Source organism: Pseudomonas sp. S2_E02, assembly GCF_054668355.1.
Genome location: NZ_CP162761.1, coordinates 2,241,170 through 2,259,427, shown reverse-complemented (window position 1 = coordinate 2,259,427; position 18,258 = coordinate 2,241,170). Strand labels below are relative to the sequence as shown.

At 60.3% G+C, this 18,258-nt stretch carries 18 protein-coding genes and 2 pseudogenes; 10 read left to right on the top strand and 10 right to left on the bottom strand.

All coding sequences use genetic code 11. The annotated features are described in order from the left end of the window. Positions 1-149: 149 nt before the first annotated feature. From codA to AB4O01_RS10005, 5 genes are all read right to left on the bottom strand, one after another. Positions 150-1,385: a cytosine deaminase gene (gene codA / locus AB4O01_RS10025; protein WP_093433841.1), complete on the bottom strand. Its 1,236-nt coding sequence runs from the start codon at positions 1,383-1,385 to the stop codon at positions 150-152. Positions 1,386-1,400: 15 nt separating this feature from the next. Continuing rightward, on the bottom strand, positions 1,401-2,672 hold the full coding sequence (gene codB / locus AB4O01_RS10020; RefSeq protein ID WP_093433843.1) for a cytosine permease: 1,272 nt from the start codon (positions 2,670-2,672) through the stop codon (positions 1,401-1,403). A 243-nt stretch (positions 2,673-2,915) separates the two neighbouring features. After that, a complete protein-coding gene (locus AB4O01_RS10015; RefSeq protein ID WP_460091558.1) occupies positions 2,916-3,728 on the bottom strand; it encodes an alpha/beta fold hydrolase in 813 nt (270 codons plus the stop codon). Between the two features lie 226 nt (positions 3,729-3,954). Beyond that, the gene (queD, locus tag AB4O01_RS10010) at positions 3,955-4,311 is read right to left on the bottom strand and encodes a 6-carboxytetrahydropterin synthase QueD (protein WP_007915588.1); all 357 of its coding nucleotides are present in this window, start codon (positions 4,309-4,311) and stop codon (positions 3,955-3,957) included. Positions 4,312-4,396: 85 nt separating this feature from the next. Beyond that, on the bottom strand, positions 4,397-5,476 hold the full coding sequence (locus AB4O01_RS10005; RefSeq protein ID WP_460091556.1) for a patatin-like phospholipase family protein: 1,080 nt from the start codon (positions 5,474-5,476) through the stop codon (positions 4,397-4,399). Between the two features lie 243 nt (positions 5,477-5,719). On the opposite strand from AB4O01_RS10005, the gene AB4O01_RS10000 reads away from it, so the two are divergent. The 4 genes from AB4O01_RS10000 to AB4O01_RS09985 are packed head-to-tail and all read left to right on the top strand — an operon-like array spanning position 5,720 to position 8,321. Next, on the top strand, positions 5,720-6,028 hold the full coding sequence (locus AB4O01_RS10000) for a PepSY domain-containing protein (RefSeq protein WP_093433852.1): 309 nt from the start codon (positions 5,720-5,722) through the stop codon (positions 6,026-6,028). Next, positions 6,028-6,339: a PepSY domain-containing protein gene (locus tag AB4O01_RS09995; protein ID WP_038362521.1), complete on the top strand. Its 312-nt coding sequence runs from the start codon at positions 6,028-6,030 to the stop codon at positions 6,337-6,339. The genes AB4O01_RS10000 and AB4O01_RS09995 overlap by 1 nt, the downstream gene beginning before the upstream one ends. Before the next feature lie 3 nt (positions 6,340-6,342). Then, positions 6,343-7,011 carry a response regulator transcription factor gene (locus AB4O01_RS09990; protein WP_007915592.1) on the top strand — a complete coding sequence of 223 codons (669 nt, stop codon included), beginning with the start codon at positions 6,343-6,345 and terminating at the stop codon, positions 7,009-7,011. Further along, positions 7,008-8,321, top strand: coding sequence for a sensor histidine kinase (locus AB4O01_RS09985; protein ID WP_460091554.1), 1,314 nt, complete (start codon positions 7,008-7,010; stop codon positions 8,319-8,321). The genes AB4O01_RS09990 and AB4O01_RS09985 overlap by 4 nt, the downstream gene beginning before the upstream one ends. Positions 8,322-8,617: 296 nt before the next feature. Here AB4O01_RS09985 and AB4O01_RS09980 read toward each other — a convergent pair whose 3' ends face one another. Further along, complete coding sequence (locus AB4O01_RS09980) at positions 8,618-9,322, bottom strand: methyl-accepting chemotaxis protein (protein WP_409373136.1); 705 nt, start codon at positions 9,320-9,322, stop codon at positions 8,618-8,620. A gap of 201 nt (positions 9,323-9,523) precedes the next feature. Next, positions 9,524-9,580, bottom strand: a pseudogene (locus AB4O01_RS09975) (hypothetical protein); the annotation flags it as partial. Between the two features lie 1,436 nt (positions 9,581-11,016). Here AB4O01_RS09975 and AB4O01_RS09970 point away from each other — a divergent pair. The 3 genes and pseudogenes from AB4O01_RS09970 to AB4O01_RS09960 all read left to right on the top strand — a co-directional run bounded on the left by AB4O01_RS09970 (position 11,017) and on the right by AB4O01_RS09960 (position 14,209). Continuing rightward, positions 11,017-12,333, top strand: coding sequence for a Na+/H+ antiporter family protein (locus AB4O01_RS09970; protein ID WP_093433861.1), 1,317 nt, complete (start codon positions 11,017-11,019; stop codon positions 12,331-12,333). A gap of 193 nt (positions 12,334-12,526) precedes the next feature. Then, a pseudogene (locus AB4O01_RS09965) lies at positions 12,527-13,303 on the top strand (cache domain-containing protein); the annotation flags it as partial. Between the two features lie 84 nt (positions 13,304-13,387). After that, a complete protein-coding gene (locus AB4O01_RS09960; RefSeq protein ID WP_371748313.1) occupies positions 13,388-14,209 on the top strand; it encodes a methyl-accepting chemotaxis protein in 822 nt (273 codons plus the stop codon). Positions 14,210-14,431: 222 nt separating this feature from the next. On the opposite strand, the gene AB4O01_RS09955 is transcribed toward AB4O01_RS09960, so the two are convergent. Beyond that, entirely contained in the window at positions 14,432-15,367 is a 936-nt protein-coding gene (locus tag AB4O01_RS09955; RefSeq protein WP_460091552.1) for a LysR family transcriptional regulator, read from the bottom strand. A 111-nt stretch (positions 15,368-15,478) separates the two neighbouring features. Here AB4O01_RS09955 and AB4O01_RS09950 point away from each other — a divergent pair, with 111 nt between their 5' ends. The 3 genes from AB4O01_RS09950 (at position 15,479) to AB4O01_RS09940 (ending at position 17,634) form a co-directional block, all read left to right on the top strand. Next, positions 15,479-15,964, top strand: a complete 486-nt coding sequence (locus AB4O01_RS09950) for a DMT family transporter (RefSeq protein WP_460091551.1) — start codon at positions 15,479-15,481, stop codon at positions 15,962-15,964. A gap of 3 nt (positions 15,965-15,967) precedes the next feature. After that, a complete protein-coding gene (locus AB4O01_RS09945) occupies positions 15,968-16,423 on the top strand; it encodes a DMT family transporter (protein ID WP_186624112.1) in 456 nt (151 codons plus the stop codon). 1,052 nt (positions 16,424-17,475) lie between these two features. After that, positions 17,476-17,634, top strand: coding sequence for a metallothionein (locus tag AB4O01_RS09940; RefSeq protein ID WP_160058743.1), 159 nt, complete (start codon positions 17,476-17,478; stop codon positions 17,632-17,634). Between the two features lie 25 nt (positions 17,635-17,659). Here the strand turns inward: AB4O01_RS09940 and AB4O01_RS09935 are convergent, their stop codons facing one another. Further along, the gene (locus AB4O01_RS09935; RefSeq protein ID WP_093433871.1) at positions 17,660-17,932 is read right to left on the bottom strand and encodes a hypothetical protein; all 273 of its coding nucleotides are present in this window, start codon (positions 17,930-17,932) and stop codon (positions 17,660-17,662) included. A 39-nt stretch (positions 17,933-17,971) separates the two neighbouring features. After that, positions 17,972-18,199, bottom strand: a complete 228-nt coding sequence (locus tag AB4O01_RS09930; protein WP_093433873.1) for a DUF6555 family protein — start codon at positions 18,197-18,199, stop codon at positions 17,972-17,974. Between the last annotated feature and the right edge of the window lie 59 nt (positions 18,200-18,258).

Genomic DNA, 18,258 nt, shown 5'->3' with positions numbered 1-18,258 from the left:
TCGTAGCGTGTGTCGCCTGTCAGATCTGACAGGTTTGCTCGATTATTTGGCGATAAAAGTCTCGCCAACCATAACCTTGCACACGATCGATCAAGTGTTCTTTATTGAAGAGTGCCAGTCGGCGCCCGAGGGACGCCGATGCCGGGACCTTAGGCAAACTCCACCACCGGCATCTGCCGCTTCATCAACACCTTGCCGCCACGAATCGAATACAGCGGCAAGCCCTGACTGCGGATCACCTCGTAATCGCTGTCCGCCGACAGAATCAACAGATTCGCCGGCCGTCCCTGTTCCAGGCCATAACGCTCACCCAGGTGCATGGCTTTGGCGCTGTTGTCGGTGACCAGATCCAGTGCACTTTGCAGGTTGCGGTAACCGAGCATGTGGCAGATGTGCAGCCCGGCTTCGAGCACCCGCAGAATGTTGCCATTGCCCAGCGGATACCACGGATCGACGATGGAGTCCTGACCGAAACACACGTTCATGCCGGCTTCGAGCAGCTCATTCACGCGGGTCACGCCACGGCGTTTGGGAAAGTTGTCGAAGCGCCCTTGCAGGTGAATGCTCTCGGTCGGGCACGAGACAAAACTGATTCCGGAATGGCCCAGCAAGCGGAACAGTTTCGCGCAGTAGGCGTTGTCGTAGGAGCCCATCGCCGTGGTGTGGCTAGCGGTGACCAGCGCGCCCATGTCGCGACTGCGCGCCTCTTCGGCGAGCACTTCAAGGAAGCGCGAATGCGGGTCGTCGGTTTCGTCGCAATGCACGTCGACCAGACAACCGGTGCGCTCGGCCAGGTCCATCAGAAACTTCACCGAACTGACGCCCTGATCGCGGGTGTACTCGAAATGCGGAATCCCGCCGACCACGTCCGCGCCCATGCGGATTGCTTCTTCCATCAGCTCGCGGCCATTGCGGAACGACTCGATGCCTTCCTGCGGGAACGCGACGATTTGCAGATCGATGAGGTGGCTGCTTTCCTCACGCACTTCGAGCATGGCTTTAAGTGCGGTGAGTTGCGGGTCGGTGACATCAACGTGGGTGCGCACGTGCTGGATGCCGTGGGCGGCCAGCGTTTGAATGGTTTTCTTGGCGCGGGTCTTGGTGTCTTCTTCGGTGATGGTGACCTTGCGCTCGCCCCAGCACTCGATGCCTTCGAACAATGTGCCGCTCATGTTCCAGCGCGGCTCGCCAGCGGTCAGCGTGGCGTCGAGGTGAATGTGTGGTTCGACGAAGGGCGGCACCACCAGATTGCCGCCGGCGTCGAGGTCATCCGGGCCAAGGGTCGGTGCTTCGGTCTGCCGGGCGATGCTGCGGATCAGACCGTCTTCAAGGTGCAATTCGTGCAAACCTTCCTGGTTGCGTAAACGGGCGTTGATGATGTGCATCAGGCGAATCCTTTTTTATAAGTCTTGTAGTGGCGCGGTTGCGCTGCGAGCGCCGAGCACGCCGGTGACGATGACATACGTTAGCGCGGCAGCAGCGATCCCTACCAGCGGCGCGACCCACGGCGAGCTGAACGCGGCAACGGTGCCGACCGCATAGGCCCCGAGTCCCGGCCAGTTGAACGCTGGCAACCGTGCGTCGGCCAGGCGCGGATAACGCCCGCGCCAACGAAAGAAGAAGTCCGCCATGATCACCCCGCCGATCGGCGGAATCACCGTGCCGAGCAGAATCAGATACGGCACCAGCATGTCGTACATGCCCAGCAGAGCGAGCAGGGTGCCGATCACCGCACCGGCGAGGGTCACGGTTTTGCGTCGGCCGGTGCGCAGCAGATTGCAACCAGCGACGGCGAAGTTGTAGATGGTGTTGTCCTGGGTGCTCCAGATGTTCAGCAACAGCATGGCCATTGCGGCCATGGCGAAACCTTGCAACAGCAGCACTTCAACCACGTCGGGTTGTTGGTAGACGATGGCGCCATACGCACCGATCAGCACCATCAGGCCGTTGCCGATGAAGAATCCGATCAGGCTGGCCAGCACCGCCACCCGCGCCGAGCGCGAGAAGCGTGTCCAGTTGGTCGCCTGCGTGGCGCCGCTGACGAAGGTGCCGAACACCAGGGTGATTGCCGTCGACCAGTCCAGCGAACCCGTCGGCACTACGCTGAGCAAGCCTTCGAACCCGCCAACTTTCACCGTCGCCACCCACATCGACAGCAGGAGCAACAACATCATCGCCGGCACGGCGATGTACGAGAGGATTTCCAGCCCGCGATAACCGACGTAGGCCGTGGCGCAGAACAGCAGACCGAACAGCACCATCAGGCCGAGTACCGTGCTTTCGTCGAGATTGAAATATTTACCGATCACCACGGCAGCCGTCGCCGTGCCCCAGGCGTACCAGCCGATCTGGGTGAAACCGAGGATCAGGTCACTGAGCTTGCTGCCGACTTCGCCGAAGCAGAAGCGGCCCATCAGCACTGAGTTGAGGCCGCTTTTGAAGGCGATATAACCCAGGCCCGCCGCATACAGGCCGAGCAGCAGGTTGCCGACGACGATCACCGCCATCATCTCGGCGAAACTGAACGCCACGCCAAGCTTGCCGCCGGCAAACATGGTTGCGGTGAAAAACGTGAAACCGAGCAGCACCATCGCCGTCGAGGCCAGGCCTTTGCGTGCATGCATGGGGACTTCGCTGAGGGGGTAATCGTTGCCGATATCGTTCTGCGTCATGGGGCGGTCCTTGCTGGAAAGGGAAGACGCGGGGGAGGTTGCAGTGGTCGTGCCAAATGCCGCTTGGCGCGGGTTATGTATAGACGAGTCGCGCGGATTGGCGCGAAAGCGGTGCACCTGAATAGACCCAAGCCCAATGTGGGAGCGAGCCTGCTCGCGAAGGCGGCGTGTCAGGCGACATCTGCAGTGGCTGATATTCCGCTTTCGCGAGCAGGCTCGCTCCCACAAGGGATAGGTGTTGGCTCAGAGGAAGCGCAGCAGGGCGGCAACGATGGCTTCCGGGGCGTCTTCCTGGACGAGGTGTCCGGCGTTGGCAATCGGGTGGAATCGTGACCCCGGGATCATCTGCTGTAACGCGCGGCCACGTTCGATGGGAATCCACTGGTCTTCTTCGCCCCAGAGTATCTGCACCGGGCAACGGATCGTCGGGTACAGGCTTTCTGCTTCACGGGTATAGCGCTCATCCATCTGCGCAATCTGCCGATAGAACGCCGCTTGCCCCGGATCGCCAAGCCACGGCTGCACATAGGGTGCGAGTTCGTGATCGGCAATCTCGCGGTGGATCGCCCCGCGAATATAGGCCGGCACGATGGCGCGCTGAATGTAGTCGGGGATGCCACTAAACGCCGCTTCATGCTGACGCACGTGCTGCACGAACGGCGAACCCCAAGGCGTCAGCGCGACCGGATCAATCAGGGTCAGGCTGCGGTAATCCTTGCCGTCGAGCAGATGTGCGCGCAGCACCGTGGCGCCGCCAAAGTCGTGAGCCACGACATCCGGGCGCTGCAGATTCCAGTGGTCGAGTAACTGCGCCAACAGTTGGTTTTGCACGCCGAGGGAGACATCGGCGTCCGGTTGCTCGGAGCGCCCGTAGCCGAGAAGATCGAAGTAATACACGCGATGAGTCGTGAAAAAGTGCGGCGCAATCCGATGCCACACGTACGACGAAAACGGCGTGCCATGCACGAACACCAGCGGCGGGCCATCGCCGCGCACGGCGTAGCGGACCTGTCGGCCGTTGAAGTCAAAGACCTGATCCAGCAGCCAGTCTGTCATGGGCCTGTCCTCTTGGCGGGTGGGAGCCAAAAAGCATAGGCGTAAAAAAACAGCCGTGAAGGCTGTTTATTCATTCACTGACACGCCGCTTATCCCTGTGGGAGCGAGCTTGCTCGCGAAGGCATTGTGTCAGTCAATATTTATTTCACTGGCAAACCGCATTCGTCGGAACGCCGCCCGGAGCAAGCTCGCTCCCACAGGGTTATGCAGTGATTTCTGGATCGGATTACTCACCGCGATAGATGCAACCGCTGGTGCACGTCTCGTGAATACGGATCGCGCTCAGTTCCGGCAGCAGTGGCTTCATTTCATTCCAGATGAATTTGGCCAGCACTTCACTGGTCGGGTTTTCCAGGCCGGGAATGTCGTTCAGGTAGTTGTGGTCGAGACGCTCGTACAGCGGTTTGAAAATCGCTTTGATCTCGGAGAAATCGCGGATCCAGCCGGTGTGCGGATCGAGATCGCCGCTGAGGTGAAGCGCCACTTTGAAAGAGTGACCGTGCAGACGCCCGCACTTGTGGCCGTCCGGGACGTGCGGCAGGCGGTGGGCGGATTCGAAAGTAAACTCTTTGAAGATTTCCACGGTATTTTCGGCTCTGTTCAGATGGCGTTCGCCGCAGCGATTCGGGCAGGCGGCGAGTTTATCAGCTTGTGTTTGAGCGTGCTGACTAAAGGGTCAGCAAGCGCTCGGCGAGGCGACCATTGGCAGTCAGTTCAAGGAATTCATCGCCCAAGCGGCGGCTCTCGTCCATCGCTGCGTGCCAGTATTTCTGCCGGCTCGGTGCATCGCCCATAAAGCGTTTGAAGTCGTTGCGGTCAGGTAATTTGCCGTAGGGCAGGCGCGCCAGATATTCCTTCGACGGCGCGAGCAGCAGCACGTCCTGCAAGCGCTCCACCGAGGCCTTGCGCCATGGCAGGGTCTTGTCGAACCAGCCGGGAATCACCCGATCAGTGAAGTGCGGATAGAGCACAATGCCGTCGCCGCTGTAGGGCAGGTCGAGGTGATAATCGAGCAGACCACCATCGCGGAAAGTGCCAGCACCGGCGCCCGGCAAATCCCGTACACCTTCCATGACCATCGGGATCGAACCCGAGGCGAGCAGGGCCTGACGCAGGTTGCTGGCATTCAGGGCGACGAAGCGCGACGGGAAGTCGTTCAGCGCATTCACCGGCGGGGCCAGGCGTGGATCGTGGATGATCAAGCGTTCGAAGTGTCGCGACAGGCGCGCGCGGCCGCGCAAGTTGTCGGCGATCACCGAACCCAGCGCCAGACCCAGGCGACCGCGATGGTCATCGGCCAGACGCCCCTGACTTTTCACCACCATGATGTTCAGGCGGTAATGCGCGTTGTCGAGGATGCTCGCGTCGCGGCCGTCGAGCAGGTCATGGAGCATGCGCTGCGAGCTCTGAGTGATCTCGGCCATGGTCACGCCTTTGTTGAAGTTCTGCTCGGCGTACAGATGACCGAGACGGCGGATGCCTTCGGCGGCGTCCGGCAGGCAAGCGCTAGCGAAACGCCAGGAACCGACCGAGGCACCGATCAGCGAACGCTCGCGCGGCACGCTGGGCAGCCATTCACCGAACAGCGCCAGATCCAGCCCTTGAATTCCCAACGCCTTCGGTCCACCGGCGGCGCCGGGCAGGGTGCCGACGTCGCCGGCATTCAAGCCTTGCGCACGAATGCGCGCCATGGCCCGCGGGCCGGCCTTGAGGGTGAGGGCGGGGAATTTGATGTGGATGGCGGTCATACCGGTCTCGATCGTTAGCAAGCGAAGGATTATAGAACGATGATGTCCCCTGTGGGAGCGAGCTTGCTCGCGAAAGCGTAGGGTCAGTCAACGATGATGTGTCTGATACACCGCATTCGCGAGCAAGCTCGCTCCCACAGGGGGGCATGTGTTGAGCTGGAGCAATGATGGCAATTCAGTTTCAGTTAAGTTCATCCCGCTAAGGTGCCCACCGTATGCAACACATAAAAATATGGAGACACCATGAAAACCCTGACTGCCCTGTCCATTGCCTCGATTATCGGTTTCACTGCCAGCCTCGCCCATGCCCGCGATCTCGGCCCTGACGAAGCCCTGCGTCTGCGCGACGCTGGTACTATCGTCTCCTTCGAGAAGCTCAACGCCGCCGCGTTGGCCAAACACCCGGGTTCGACGATCACTGAAACCGAGCTGGAAGAAGAGTACGGCAAGTACAGCTACCAGATCGAAATGCGCGATCCGCAGGGCGTCGATTGGGATCTGGAATTAGACGCGGTGACTGGGCAGGTTCTCAAGGATCATCAGGATAAGTAATGAAGGTTAATGTTCGCGCCACCAGCCGTACGGCATTGGCGCTGGTGATTTTCTGCTCGGCCGCGATGGCGCGTGACCTCGATCAGGATGAAGCCCTGAGTCTGCGTGAGAAGGGCGTGATCCTGCCGCTGGAGCAAGTGCTGCAGCAGGCGATGGATCGCTATCCCGGCGCAAAACTGCTGGAAGTCGAGCTGGAAGAAAAACACGACGTCTACATTTATGAAGTCGAGTTGCTGACCGTCGAAGGTGTCGCCCGTGAGCTGCACTTGAAGGCCGATACCGGCGAACTTGTGAAAGACAAGGAAGATTGATCGATGCGTTTGCTATTGGTGGAAGACCACGTACCGCTGGCCGACGAATTGCTCGCCGGCCTGCAACGGCAAGGTTACGCGGTCGATTGGCTGGCGGACGGTCGTGATGCGTTGTATCAGGGCAGTAGTGAGCCGTATGACCTGATCATTCTCGACCTCGGCCTGCCCGGCGTGCCGGGGCTTGAGGTGCTGGCGCAATGGCGCGCCGGCGGTCTGGCGATTCCGGTGCTGATTCTCACGGCGCGCGATTCCTGGGCCGAGCGCATCGAAGGCCTGAAGGCCGGTGCCGACGATTACCTGACCAAACCGTTTCACCCCGAAGAGCTGCAACTGCGCATTCAATCGCTGCTGCGCCGCTCCAAAGGCCAGGCCAATCAGCCGACATTGCAGGCGGCCGGTCTGCATCTGGACGAGGGTCGGCAATGCGTGGTTCGCGACGGCGCCGATATTCAACTGACCGCCGCCGAGTTCCGTCTGCTGCGTTATTTCATGCTGCACCCGGAGCAGATCCTCTCCAAAAGCCACCTCGCCGAACACCTCTACGACGGTGAAACCGAGCGTGATTCCAACGTCCTCGAAGTGCACGTCAACCACCTGCGGCGCAAGCTCGGCAAAAGCGTGATCGAAACCCGTCGCGGCCAGGGTTACCTGTTTGGCGGACAAGCTTCGTGAGGTCGATCCAGCGCCGCTTGAGCCTGGGTCTGATCAGCGTGATGGTGGTCGTCGGTGTGGTGGTGGCGCAAACCAGTCTGTGGTTGTTCGAAGTGGGTTTGCAGCGCTACCTCGAAGCCGGCCTGCGCAACGACAGCGAGAGCTTGTTGGTGGCGCTGGTCCGTGGCCCGCAAGGGCTGCAACTGGATGAAAGACATCTGTCCCCGGCCTATCAGCGGCCGTTTTCCGGGCACTACTTCCGTATCGATTTTGCCGACAGCCACTGGCGTTCACGCTCGTTGTGGGATCAGGACCTGCCGCTGCTCGACCATCCCGGGTTGCACAGCAATCTGCAACTGGGGCCGGACGGTCAGCAGTTGCTGGTGCTGCGCTCGGATTATCGGCGCCTGGGCCAATCGATTTCGATCAGCGTCGCGCAGGATTACACCCCCGTGCGCGAGAGCTTTCAGCGCATGCGCCAGATCGGCCTCGGCCTTGGTCTGGCGGCATTGTTGCTGATTCTGTTTTTGCAGCGATTGACCGTGCGCCGCGCGCTGAAACCGCTGGAAAGGGCTCGTGAGCAGATCGCGCAATTGCAGCAAGGCCAGCGTTCGCAACTCGATGATCAGGTGCCGGTGGAACTGGAACCGCTGGTGGCGCAGATCAACCATTTGCTCGCGCACACTGAAGACAGCCTCAAGCGCTCGCGCAATGCCTTGGGCAATCTCGGGCATGCATTGAAAACGCCGTTGGCGGTGTTGTTGAGCCTGGCCTCCAGCGAAAAACTCGATGCGCATCCCGAGTTACGCAAGGTGCTCAAGGAACAGCTGGAGCAAGTGCAGCAGCGGCTCAACCGCGAACTGAACCGGGCCCGGCTGTCCGGTGATGCGCTACCGGGGGCGCTGTTTGATTGTGATGCGGAACTGCCGGGGTTGTTGGCGACGTTGAACATGATTCATGGCGAGCATTTGGCGCTGAGTTATGTCGCGCCGGCGGGGTTGCAACTGCCGTGGGATCGTGAGGATTTGCTCGAACTGTTGGGGAATCTTCTGGATAACGCCTGCAAGTGGGCGGACGCCGAGGTGCGTCTGAGTGTGATTGAACGTTCGGATGGTTTTGCACTGAGCGTGGAAGATGACGGCCCGGGGATTCCCCAAGAACAGCGCGCTCAGGTATTCAGTCGCGGTACGCGGCTGGATGAGCAGACCCACGGGCATGGGTTGGGGCTGGGGATTGTGCGCGACATCGTCGATACGTGGGGCGGGTTGCTGGTGTTGGGCGAGAGTGAGTGGGGCGGGTTGAAAGTGGTGATTGAGTTGCCTCGGCGGTGAGCCTCTAAAAGCCCCTCACCCTAACCCTCTCCCGGAGGGAGAGGGGACTGACCGATGTGTTTGTTCGAGGTACACCGACCTGAAACACCGAGCTGAACTCAGGTTTTGAAAGCCTTCCCTGGACCGGAAATATCGAGTCGAACTCAGGTTTTAAAAGCTTTCCCGTGACCTGAAATATCGAGACGGACTCAAGTTTTGAATGGCACGAAGATCGGCTCCCTTTCCCCCTCGCCCCCTTGGGGGAGAGGGCTGGGGTGAGGGGGTAAGGATCTACCTGACACCCCACTACCTTCAAATCAAACGCGAAACTGATCCATCAAACTCTGCTGCTGATTCGCCAGGCTATTGAGCGACTGGCTCACCCGTGCCGACTCATTCGCCTGCCCGGACAACGACTCGGTCACATCGCGGATCGTCGCCACGTTGTTATTGATCTCCTCGGCCACCGCACTTTGCTCTTCAGCGGCGCTGGCAATCTGCAGGTTCATATCGCTGATCACCGTCACCGCATCGCCGATCTGGCGCAGCGCGGTCACCGCTTGGCCAACCTGTTCGACACTGCCCTGAGCCTGGCGGTGGCTGTTGCCCATCGAACCGACTACATCCTGCGTGCCGGTTTGCAGTTGCTCGATCACCTGACGGGTTTCTTCCACCGACTCTTGCGTGCGGCGGGCGAGGTTGCGGACTTCATCGGCGACCACGGCAAATCCACGTCCGGCTTCACCAGCACGCGCCGCTTCGATCGCGGCGTTGAGCGCGAGCAGGTTGGTCTGCTCGGCGATGGCGCGAATGGTTTCCAGCACCGCGCCGATCTTCTCGCTGTTGGCCGCCAGCCCTTCGACTTGCACCATCGCCGCACTCATGTCGGCAGCGAGGGTGTCGATGCTCGCCGTGGTGCGATCGATCACGGTCAGGCCCTGACGGGTAGCGCGATCAGCATCCTTGGCGGCCTCGGCAGCCTGCGCAGCGCTACGGGCGACGTCTTGTGCAGTGGCGCTCATCTCGTGGGACGCGGTGGCGACCTGATCGACCTGACGGTATTGCTGTTCCATGCCAGCGCTGGTCTGGGTGGCGATGGCCGAGGACTGGTCGGCGGTGTTGCGGGCGTCCTGCACCGAGCGTTTCACCTCGGCAATGATCGGCTGCAACTTGTCGAGGAACTTGTTGAACCAACCGGCCAATTGACCGAGTTCGTCCTTTTTGTCATAGGCCAGACGGCGGGTCAGATCACCTTCGCCGCTGGCGATGTCTTCGAGCATGTGCGCCACGCCGAGGATCGGCTTGGTCACGCTGCGTGCCATCAGCCACACCAGCAGCAGGCCGATCAACGCGGCCAGCACGCCGAGGCCCAACTCGATCAGCGTGCCCGAGTTGTTGCTTGCGTCCAGTTGTTGCTTGAGCGCTTCGGCGCGGCTGACCAGGACTTTTTCCGGCACATCCAGCAGCACGCCCCACGACGGGCCGCCGGGAATCGGCTGGAACGGCGACAGCACTTTCAACTGGCCGTTGCTGTGCAGGCTGCTCACGCTGGTGCTTGAGGCGAGCTTGCTCAGCAGTTCGGCGCCGCTGATTTTGTCGACAGCATCCAGACGCTGGCTGAGTTTGCCGGCATCCGGGCTGTACCCGGCGAGCAGGCCGGCGGGGCTGATGATGCTCACGGCGGTCTGGCCGTCGTAGAGCTTTTTGCTCGCGCCCTGGCTGATCGCTTGCAGGCTGTTGAGGTTGATGTCGACCGACAGCGAGGCGATGACTTTGCCGTTGACCATCAACGGGAAGACGATGCTGGTCATCAGCACCTTCTGTCCGTCGATCACATAGAAGTACGGTTCGATCACGCATGGCTTGAGTGTGGCGCGCGGGCAGGTGAACCAGGCATTGGCCGCTTGGCCGCTGGGGCCGGTGCTGGTGTCGGCCATGTCGCTTTCCGGCAGGGCCATCGAGGTGACTTTGCCTGGCGTTGGTTGCGACCAGTACAGGGCGAAGCGGCCCTTGTCGTTGCTGCCCAGTTCAGCCTGACCTGCGAACAGTTCATCCTTGCCGTCCAGCGCGTTGGCTTCGAACACCAGCGACAGGCCGAGCAGATCCGGGTTGGCTTGCAGCGCCGATTTGACCTGTCGGGTCATGTCTTCGCGCAGATCGAAGGCATCGAGAAAGCGCTTCTCGGCCTGCTCGCGCAGGAACAACACCTGCCGCGAGAAGCCGTGACCGTACTGATAGGCGTCCATGAACTGCTGGCGAATGCCGGCCGCCTGCACTTCCCCTTGCGATTCGATGCGCGCCTGCGCCGACTCGGTGAGCATTTCCATGCTCGAAGCTTTCACCAGTTCAGAACTGTGCTCCATGCGATACAGCGAAAGACCTACCAACAGGGTCACGATACCGGCCAGGCAGAGGCCGGCGAGCAGGGTGATTTTCCATTGGATGGAAAGTTGTCTGAGCGACATGGAGACGTCCTTATTCGATAAATATCTGAGACTTTGCACTGTAACGGCCGCGTTTCGGCTTTCTTTATCGTTGAAACACAATATGGCGGATTGACGCACCCGGGAGCGCTCGCTTTGACACCGCCGCCACTCTGCGGCACAGTGCGCGCCCTTCTAATAAGACCCTCTTTGCAAATCCGCCGGTTAAGCTTTGGCGGACTCATTCTGTCTGGCGGTCGGTTTTCCACCGCAGTGTTTTTCGAGGAAGTGAAATGAATGCAGTCATAGCGGCGGTCGGCGTCATGCTGGTGCTCAGCCTGTCCCGCGTGCATGTGGTGATCGCTCTGATCGTTGGCGCGCTGGTCGGCGGCCTGACCGGTGGTCTGGGCATCGACGCCACGCTCAAGGCGTTCAACAGCGGCTTGGGCGGCGGCGCGACCGTGGCGTTGTCCTACGCCTTGCTTGGCGCTTTCGCCGTGGCGATTGCCAAGTCCGGTCTGGCTCATGCGCTGGCCGACAAGGCGCTGGCAATGGTTGATCGCCAGCACTCGACCGGTGGTGGCAGCGTCAAATGGCTGCTGATTGGCCTGTTGTGGGTGGTGGCGATTGCCTCGCAGAACATTCTGCCGATCCACATTGCGTTCATTCCGCTGCTGGTGCCGCCGCTTCTTTATGTACTGACCAAGCTGCAACTCGACCGCCGCTTGATCGCCTGTGTCATGACATTCGGTCTGATCACGCCGTACATGTTCCTGCCGGTGGGCTTCGGCAACATCTTCCTCAATGAAATCCTGCTGGCCAACGTTGCCCGTAGCGGTGTCGACATCAGCGGTATCAATGTCACCCACGCCATGGGCATTCCGGCGCTGGGCATGGTCTTCGGTCTGGCGATGGCGTTCATCACCTATCGCAAGCGGCGCGTATACGACCTGGCGAAGATCGAGCAGGTCGAGCAAGTGGCGGTGCAGTACAACCCGCTGAGCCTGATGATTGCCGGTGTGGCGATTGCTGCTGCGTTCATCGTGCAACTGCTGCTGGACTCGATGATTATCGGGGCGCTGGTCGGTTTCCTGATCTTCTCGGTGTCGGGCATTGTGAAATGGCGCGAGACCGATGACCTCTTCACCGAGGGCATGAAGATGATGGCGATGATCGGCTTCATCATGATCGCCGCGTCCGGGTTTGCCGAGGTGATGAAGGCCACCGGTGAGGTGCAGACCCTGGTCGAGTCGTCGGCGTCGTGGATCAATCACAGCAAAGGCGTCGGCGCGTTGCTGATGCTGCTGGTCGGGTTGCTGGTAACCATGGGCATCGGTTCGTCGTTTTCCACGGTGCCGATTCTGGCGGCGATTTTCGTGCCGCTGTGCGTGCAACTGGGCTTCAGCCCGATCGCCATTGTCTGCATCGTCGGCACCGCCGGTGCGTTGGGCGACGCCGGTTCGCCAGCGTCGGATTCGACCCTCGGCCCGACCTCCGGCCTGAACATCGACGGCCAGCATCACCATATCTGGGACACCGTCGTGCCAACATTCCTGCACTACAACCTGCCGTTGCTGGCGTTTGGCTGGGTGGCCGCGATGGTCCTCTGAACCCCGCCGATCTTCTGTGGGAGCGAGCTTGCTCGCGAAAGCGGTGTATCAGCGACTTGATGGTTGACTGACACGACGCCTTCGCGAGCAAGCTCGCTCCCACAGGGGAATGGGGCCTTTGCTCAACTTTTGTAATGACGTGCCGTTAAAGCCTTTAACCACGCCAATAAAACCAAAAGAGTGAGCTCCCACAATGCGCCTGAGCCTCAAGGCTAAAGTCCTCTCCCTCGCCGTTCTCCCGGTGTTGCTCTTTGCCCTGGTCATCAGCCTGACCACGCTGTTCATCCTCCAGGAGCAAGCGCACAAAGAGGTCGACCAGACCCGCGAGCGTCTGCTCGGCGATGCCAAAGCCACTCTGCAAAGCTACGTCGCCGTGGCCATGACCACGATCAAGCCGCTGTACGACGCGGCCGCGCCGGGTGACGTTGAGGCGCGGGCGCAGGCGATCAAATTGCTCTCGGGCATTCGCTACGGCAAGGACGGCTACTTCTTCGGCTACGACTCCGAGACCGTGCGCCTTTTCAAGGCCAACGACCCCGAAGGCGTGGGCAAAAGTTTCAAGGACAACCGCGACCCGAACGGCGTCTACGTCAATCGTGGTCTGGTGAGTGTGGCGAAGGACGGCACCCACTATCTGCAATACAGCTCGCCACTGCCGGGCAACGCCAACGTGCTGGTGCCAAAGCTCGGTTACACCGAATACCTGGCGAAGTGGGACATGGCGGTCGGTACGTCGGTCAACCTCGACGGCATCGAAGCGCAAGTGGCGCTGGTCGAAGCGCAGGTGCAGGAACGTATGCAAGGCGTGGTGCTGAGCATCGTCGGCGTCGCGGTGGTGGTGCTGTTGGTCATCGCGGCGGCGGGGATGCTGTTGGCCAATACCATTTTGCGTCCGTTGACCCTGATGAAAGCCAACCTCGACGACATTGCAGCGGGTGAGGGCGACCTTACGCGTCGCCTGAACATCACCAGCCAGGATGAACTTGGCGAACTGGCGGGCTCGTTCAACCGTTTCGTCGACAAGATTCATGGCCTGGTGCGGCAGATCACCGAGATGACCACGCAACTGACCGGTCTGGTGACGCAAGTGTCCGATCAGGCCCAGCGTTCGGATCAGGCGATGGAGCGTCAGCGCCACGAGACCGATCAGGTTGCCACGGCGATCAACGAGATGTCTGCCGCCGCGCAGGAAGTGGCCAAAAGCGCACAGAACGCCGCCGTCGCCGCTCAGCAGACCGACGAAGAAGGCCAGAGCGCCAAACGCGTGGTGGCCGGCAGCATCAAGCAGATTCATGCGCTGGTCGATGACATTCGCAGCAGCGGCGTGTCGCTGGACAGCCTGCAGCAAGACGTGACGTCGATTGTCGGCGTGCTCGGGGTGATTCGTTCGATCGCCGAGCAGACCAACCTGCTGGCGCTCAACGCCGCAATTGAAGCGGCGCGGGCCGGTGAGGCCGGACGTGGTTTTGCCGTGGTGGCGGATGAGGTGCGGGCGCTGGCCAGCCGTACGCAGATCAGCACGCAGGAAATTCAGGGGATGATCGATCGTTTGCAGGCGGGTACGCAGCAAGCGGTTGAAGCCATGCGTCGTTCCAGTGAGGCGGGCGACGGCACTTCACAGCAGGCCAATCAGGCCGGGGCTTCGCTGGATGCAATGGCCGAGTTGATCGCGACGATCAACTCGATGAACGCGCAGATTGCCAGTGCGGCGGAAGAGCAGACGGCGGTGGCGGAGGAGATCAACCGCAGCGTGCATCAGATTGCGGTGGCGGTGGACAGCGTGGCCGATGAGACGCAGTTGGGTGCGCAGACTTCGCGTAGTTTGGCGGAACTGGGGCAGCGACTGGGCAAACTCGTGGGTCAGTTCCGTATTTGACCGCTTGAAAAGCCCCTCACCCTAGCCCTCCCGAAACGTCGGACCGCCCATAGGGAGAGGGGACTGACCGAGTTGTCTTGCGCCATACATCGACCTGAGAAATCGAGTCGATTATGGATTCACAGCAGAGATTTCAGGTCGGTGCATACCTGCAATATCCCCCAATCAGTTCCCTCTCCCTCCGGGAGAGGGCTAGGGTGAGGGGCTTTTGATTTTCAGTTTTCAGGGACGATCCCAATAGGGCACTTCACCAAAACATTCGACAAAGAAATCAATCACCGTCCGCACCTTCACCGACAACCTGCGGCTCCCCGGCCACAACACCGCAATCTGCTGCGGCTCCAGGCTGTTCGACACCTGATACTCCCCCAACACCGGCACCAGCGTACCGTCGCGCACCGCTTCACCAATCAGCCATGACGGAAACATCACCAGCCCCAAACCCTGTTCAGCAGCTTGGGTGAGGGTGTCGGCGTGGTTGCCAGTGATCGGGCCTTTCACCGAATAGGGCGTCCAGTCCTCGCCATCGCGGCGGAAAAACCAGCGCTGCTGGCCGGTCGCGCCTTTGTAGGCCAGGCACTGGTGTTGCGCGAGATCTTCAGGTTTTTGCGGGGTGCCATGACGCTCGAGATACGCGGGGCTCGCCGCGACCTGAAAGCGATGCGGCGCGAGAATCCGTGCCTGCATGCTCGAATCGTGCAGCGGGCCGATGCGGAACAACAGGTCGGCGCCTTCCTGCAACGGGTCGACGTAATGGTCGGTCTGCTGGATATCCAGTTGCAGCTTCGGATATCGCGCGCACAACTTCCCCAACCACGGCGTCAGATGGCGCTGACCGAATACTACCGGGGCGTTGATGCGCACCAGACCGGTGGGTTCGCTTTGCTGTTCCTGCAGCGCCTGTTCGGCTTCCTCCAGTTGCACCAGCACCAGCCGCGCATGGTGACCGAGCATGCGCCCGGCTTCGGTTGGCGTCACCGCTCGGGTGTGGCGATAGAGCAATTGCTGATTCAGCGCCTGTTCCATCAACTGGATCTGCCGGGAAATCGAGGAGGGCGCCACGCCTTCACGGCGGGCTACTTCGGAAAAGCTGCCGTGATCGAGCACCGCCACAAACAGCCTTAGCGCTTTGAATCCGAGTTCGTTAAGCCCGTGCATATCATCCTGCTGTGCGAGTTACGCAAAAGTGTTGTCAGGATGCTCCCATTTATCGCACAGCTTCGCCAGTCGATAATCCGCGCCATCGTTTACTTGAGTGGAATGTTGTTTATGCAGACGTTGGATGAGGTGAGTGTCAGTGCACCGGCGACGAAATCAGGGCTGCGCTTGTTGCTGTTGCCATTGGTGATTATCGCGGGCATGGGCTTGTCGGTGGAGGCGGGGTTGCTCGGTCCTTTGGGTGTGCAGGTCGGGCATCTGTGGGCGACTTTGAGCATCTTTGGCGTCGGCTCGGCGATTCTGTTTTTACTGCTGTTGTTCGCCGGTCCGCAAAAAGGCCCGGCACTGACGGATCTGCCGCGCTGGCAGTTGATTGGCGGGTTTCTGGGGCCGATGTATGTAGTGGTGCTGACGTTGGCCACGCCGCATATCGGCATTGCCATGACCATGATCGCGATTCTGTCCGGGCAGGTTGGCAAGAGTGTGTTGATCGACCATTTCGGCTGGTTCGGCGCGACGCGCAAGAAGGTCAATGCCGAGCGGTGGCTGGCGTTGGGGTTGATTGTGGCGGCACTTGTTTTGATTGCGCGGGGGTGAGTGATGAGTCTGGTTATTTTGTTGGCGGTGGTGGTGTTGGCCGGTGCGGTGTTGAGTGTGCAGGCGGCGATCAACGGGCGTTTGGGTGAGAGCGTCGGGGTGTTGCGCAGTAGTTTGCTGACATTCGTTGTCGGTGCGGTGTCGACCGGGTTGTTGATTTTGTTTTTTGAGCCGGCGCATGCGGTGAGTCTTTTGGATGTGCCGAAGTGGCAGTTGACCGGGGCGCTGTTTGGTGTGGTCTACATGATGGTGATGGTCGGGGCGGTGCCGGTGGTGGGGACGGCTGTGGCGACGGTGGCGGTGATTGTCGGGCAGTTGGGCATGGGGATGTTGATTGATAATTTTGGCTGGCTGGGGAATCCGGCGATTGAGCTTTCTTCCAGTCGGATTTTGGCGATGGGGTGTTTGGGGTTGGCTTTGGTGTTTATGTATAGGAGCAGTTCGCGTCGGGTTGGGTGAGTTGGGTACATATCCATTGCTGCGGTAACGGCTGATTAGGGTTTCGCCCTTACGGCGACTCACTTTTTTTACAAACGCCTAAAAAAAGTAAGCAAAAAAAACGCTTGCTCCTACGTGCGGCCCGCTCGCTGGGGCTCGGGGTTCCTTCGCTGCGGGATCGATCCGGGCGCAGCGTCTCCGGTTTGCTTCGCTGCACCTACTCCCGCTGTGTTTGGCTGCGCCAAACGGTCGCTGCGCTCCCACGCCCGGATCAATCCCTCCACTCAGCCTTCCGACGTCGCCCTACAGATCAAGAGCTGCAGCCGAGCTAACGCTCATCCTGTTGAGTGGTGAGGAGCAACAGCGTGTTCGGCTTTGATTCTGTGGTGGGGCTGCCCCTCACCCCAGCCCTCTCCCGAGGGAGAGGGAGCCAATTTGTGGGCTTTTCAGAATCTAAGTCCAACGCGGTATCGCACGTCGGCGAAGCTTTCCCAAACACCTCAATCAGTCACCTCTCCCTCCGGTAGTGGAAGGAAATGGGGCTGATTTGGGTGCTTTTCAAAGCCTGAGTTCAACGCGGTATCGCACGTCGGCGTAGCTCTCCCAAACACCTCAATCAGTCCCCTCTCCCTCCGGGAGAGGGCTAGGGTGAGGGGCTTTTGATCTGGCTCTTGATCTTGCTTCGGCTTTTGATCTTTTGCCCCATCGGCAGGCCGAGCGGAGGTGTTCATCCGGGGGTTAGGCGCGCAGCGCCGTGCGGCGTAGCCGCATACATCGAGAGGAGGTGCAGCGAAGCAAACCGTAGGCGATGCCCCCGGATGGACACCGTAGCGAGGGAACACTGAGCCTCAGCGAAGTGCCGTACGCCAGGGGCAAAGCCTTTTGCTTACTTTTCGGCGTCTGGAAAAGTGAGTCGCTGTAAGAGCGAAACCGCCAGCGGCAACACCCGCAGCAACGGATATGCCCCCAATCCCAAACAAAATCAAAAGATCGCAGCCTGCCGCAGCTCCTACACTGGGTATTACGGCTTGCCCTTCAAGCCCCAGACAACCACCACCCAAGGAGTCTGTCCCATGCCTGATAAAACCTGTGACTGCCCTAAATGCAATTGCAAGCTCGGCGAGCATCCGGTCGTGCGTCATGGCAAGCATTTTTGCTGCGAGGCTTGCGCCCATCATCATGAGAACGGTGCGGAATGCTCTACCAAGGGCTGTAAATGCGCCCACGGATGACGAACGACGCATAAAAAAGTGGAGCCTAATCAGGCTCCACTTCCAGTTTCAGACTTTCATCGTCCATTCGTTCGGTATGCCGCACCGTACCTTGCAGCCGCCGGCCTTCAACCCTGACCACCACGGTTTTCGCCTGGTCAAGATCCTCCGGCAGCGGTGCTGGCACTCGCACGGCAAAGCGATACGGATCATCTACGACCGCCTCCAGCCCAACGCGGCAATCCACGCTTTTGGTGATACGCCCGAACAACGTATCAAGGCCATAGTCCAGATGCGCCGGGCTGTTGATGTTGGTCATGGTGCATTCCCCCGAATGATGCCGATCACCAGGCTGAGCTTAGCTGGTCGGTCGCCACACGACGTTTTCCACGCCGAATTTTTCTGCCATCGGCTTGCTGGTCTTCTGCACCTTCTCACGGCCAAAGCGCGGGATGCGACCGACGCCGGCGTCGCAGCTCGCCCAGTGCCACGCCTCGACATTGTCCATCTTGTCCGAGCGGATAATGAAGGACTTGGGCGTGCCGTGGAGGGTGTATTCGATGACATAGAGTTTTGCGTTGTTCATAAAGCCCGTATTCCTCCCTGTAGTATTAGAGGGATCGCGGCGCACCGGGAAAATTCATT

Coding starts and splice junctions, on each gene's coding strand:
- codA (WP_093433841.1), bottom strand. CDS start 1,385: ATGCACATCATCAACGCCCGTTTACGCAACCAGGAAGGTTTGCACGAA.
- codB (WP_093433843.1), bottom strand. CDS start 2,672: ATGACGCAGAACGATATCGGCAACGATTACCCCCTCAGCGAAGTCCCC.
- AB4O01_RS10015 (WP_460091558.1), bottom strand. CDS start 3,728: ATGACAGACTGGCTGCTGGATCAGGTCTTTGACTTCAACGGCCGACAG.
- AB4O01_RS10005 (WP_460091556.1), bottom strand. CDS start 5,476: ATGACCGCCATCCACATCAAATTCCCCGCCCTCACCCTCAAGGCCGGC.
- AB4O01_RS10000 (WP_093433852.1), top strand. CDS start 5,720: ATGAAAACCCTGACTGCCCTGTCCATTGCCTCGATTATCGGTTTCACT.
- AB4O01_RS09995 (WP_038362521.1), top strand. CDS start 6,028: ATGAAGGTTAATGTTCGCGCCACCAGCCGTACGGCATTGGCGCTGGTG.
- AB4O01_RS09990 (WP_007915592.1), top strand. CDS start 6,343: ATGCGTTTGCTATTGGTGGAAGACCACGTACCGCTGGCCGACGAATTG.
- AB4O01_RS09980 (WP_409373136.1), bottom strand. CDS start 9,322: ATGAGCGCCACTGCACAAGACGTCGCCCGTAGCGCTGCGCAGGCTGCC.
- AB4O01_RS09970 (WP_093433861.1), top strand. CDS start 11,017: ATGAATGCAGTCATAGCGGCGGTCGGCGTCATGCTGGTGCTCAGCCTG.
- AB4O01_RS09960 (WP_371748313.1), top strand. CDS start 13,388: ATGACCACGCAACTGACCGGTCTGGTGACGCAAGTGTCCGATCAGGCC.
- AB4O01_RS09955 (WP_460091552.1), bottom strand. CDS start 15,367: ATGCACGGGCTTAACGAACTCGGATTCAAAGCGCTAAGGCTGTTTGTG.
- AB4O01_RS09950 (WP_460091551.1), top strand. CDS start 15,479: ATGCAGACGTTGGATGAGGTGAGTGTCAGTGCACCGGCGACGAAATCA.
- AB4O01_RS09945 (WP_186624112.1), top strand. CDS start 15,968: ATGAGTCTGGTTATTTTGTTGGCGGTGGTGGTGTTGGCCGGTGCGGTG.
- AB4O01_RS09940 (WP_160058743.1), top strand. CDS start 17,476: ATGCCTGATAAAACCTGTGACTGCCCTAAATGCAATTGCAAGCTCGGC.
- AB4O01_RS09935 (WP_093433871.1), bottom strand. CDS start 17,932: ATGACCAACATCAACAGCCCGGCGCATCTGGACTATGGCCTTGATACG.
- AB4O01_RS09930 (WP_093433873.1), bottom strand. CDS start 18,199: ATGAACAACGCAAAACTCTATGTCATCGAATACACCCTCCACGGCACG.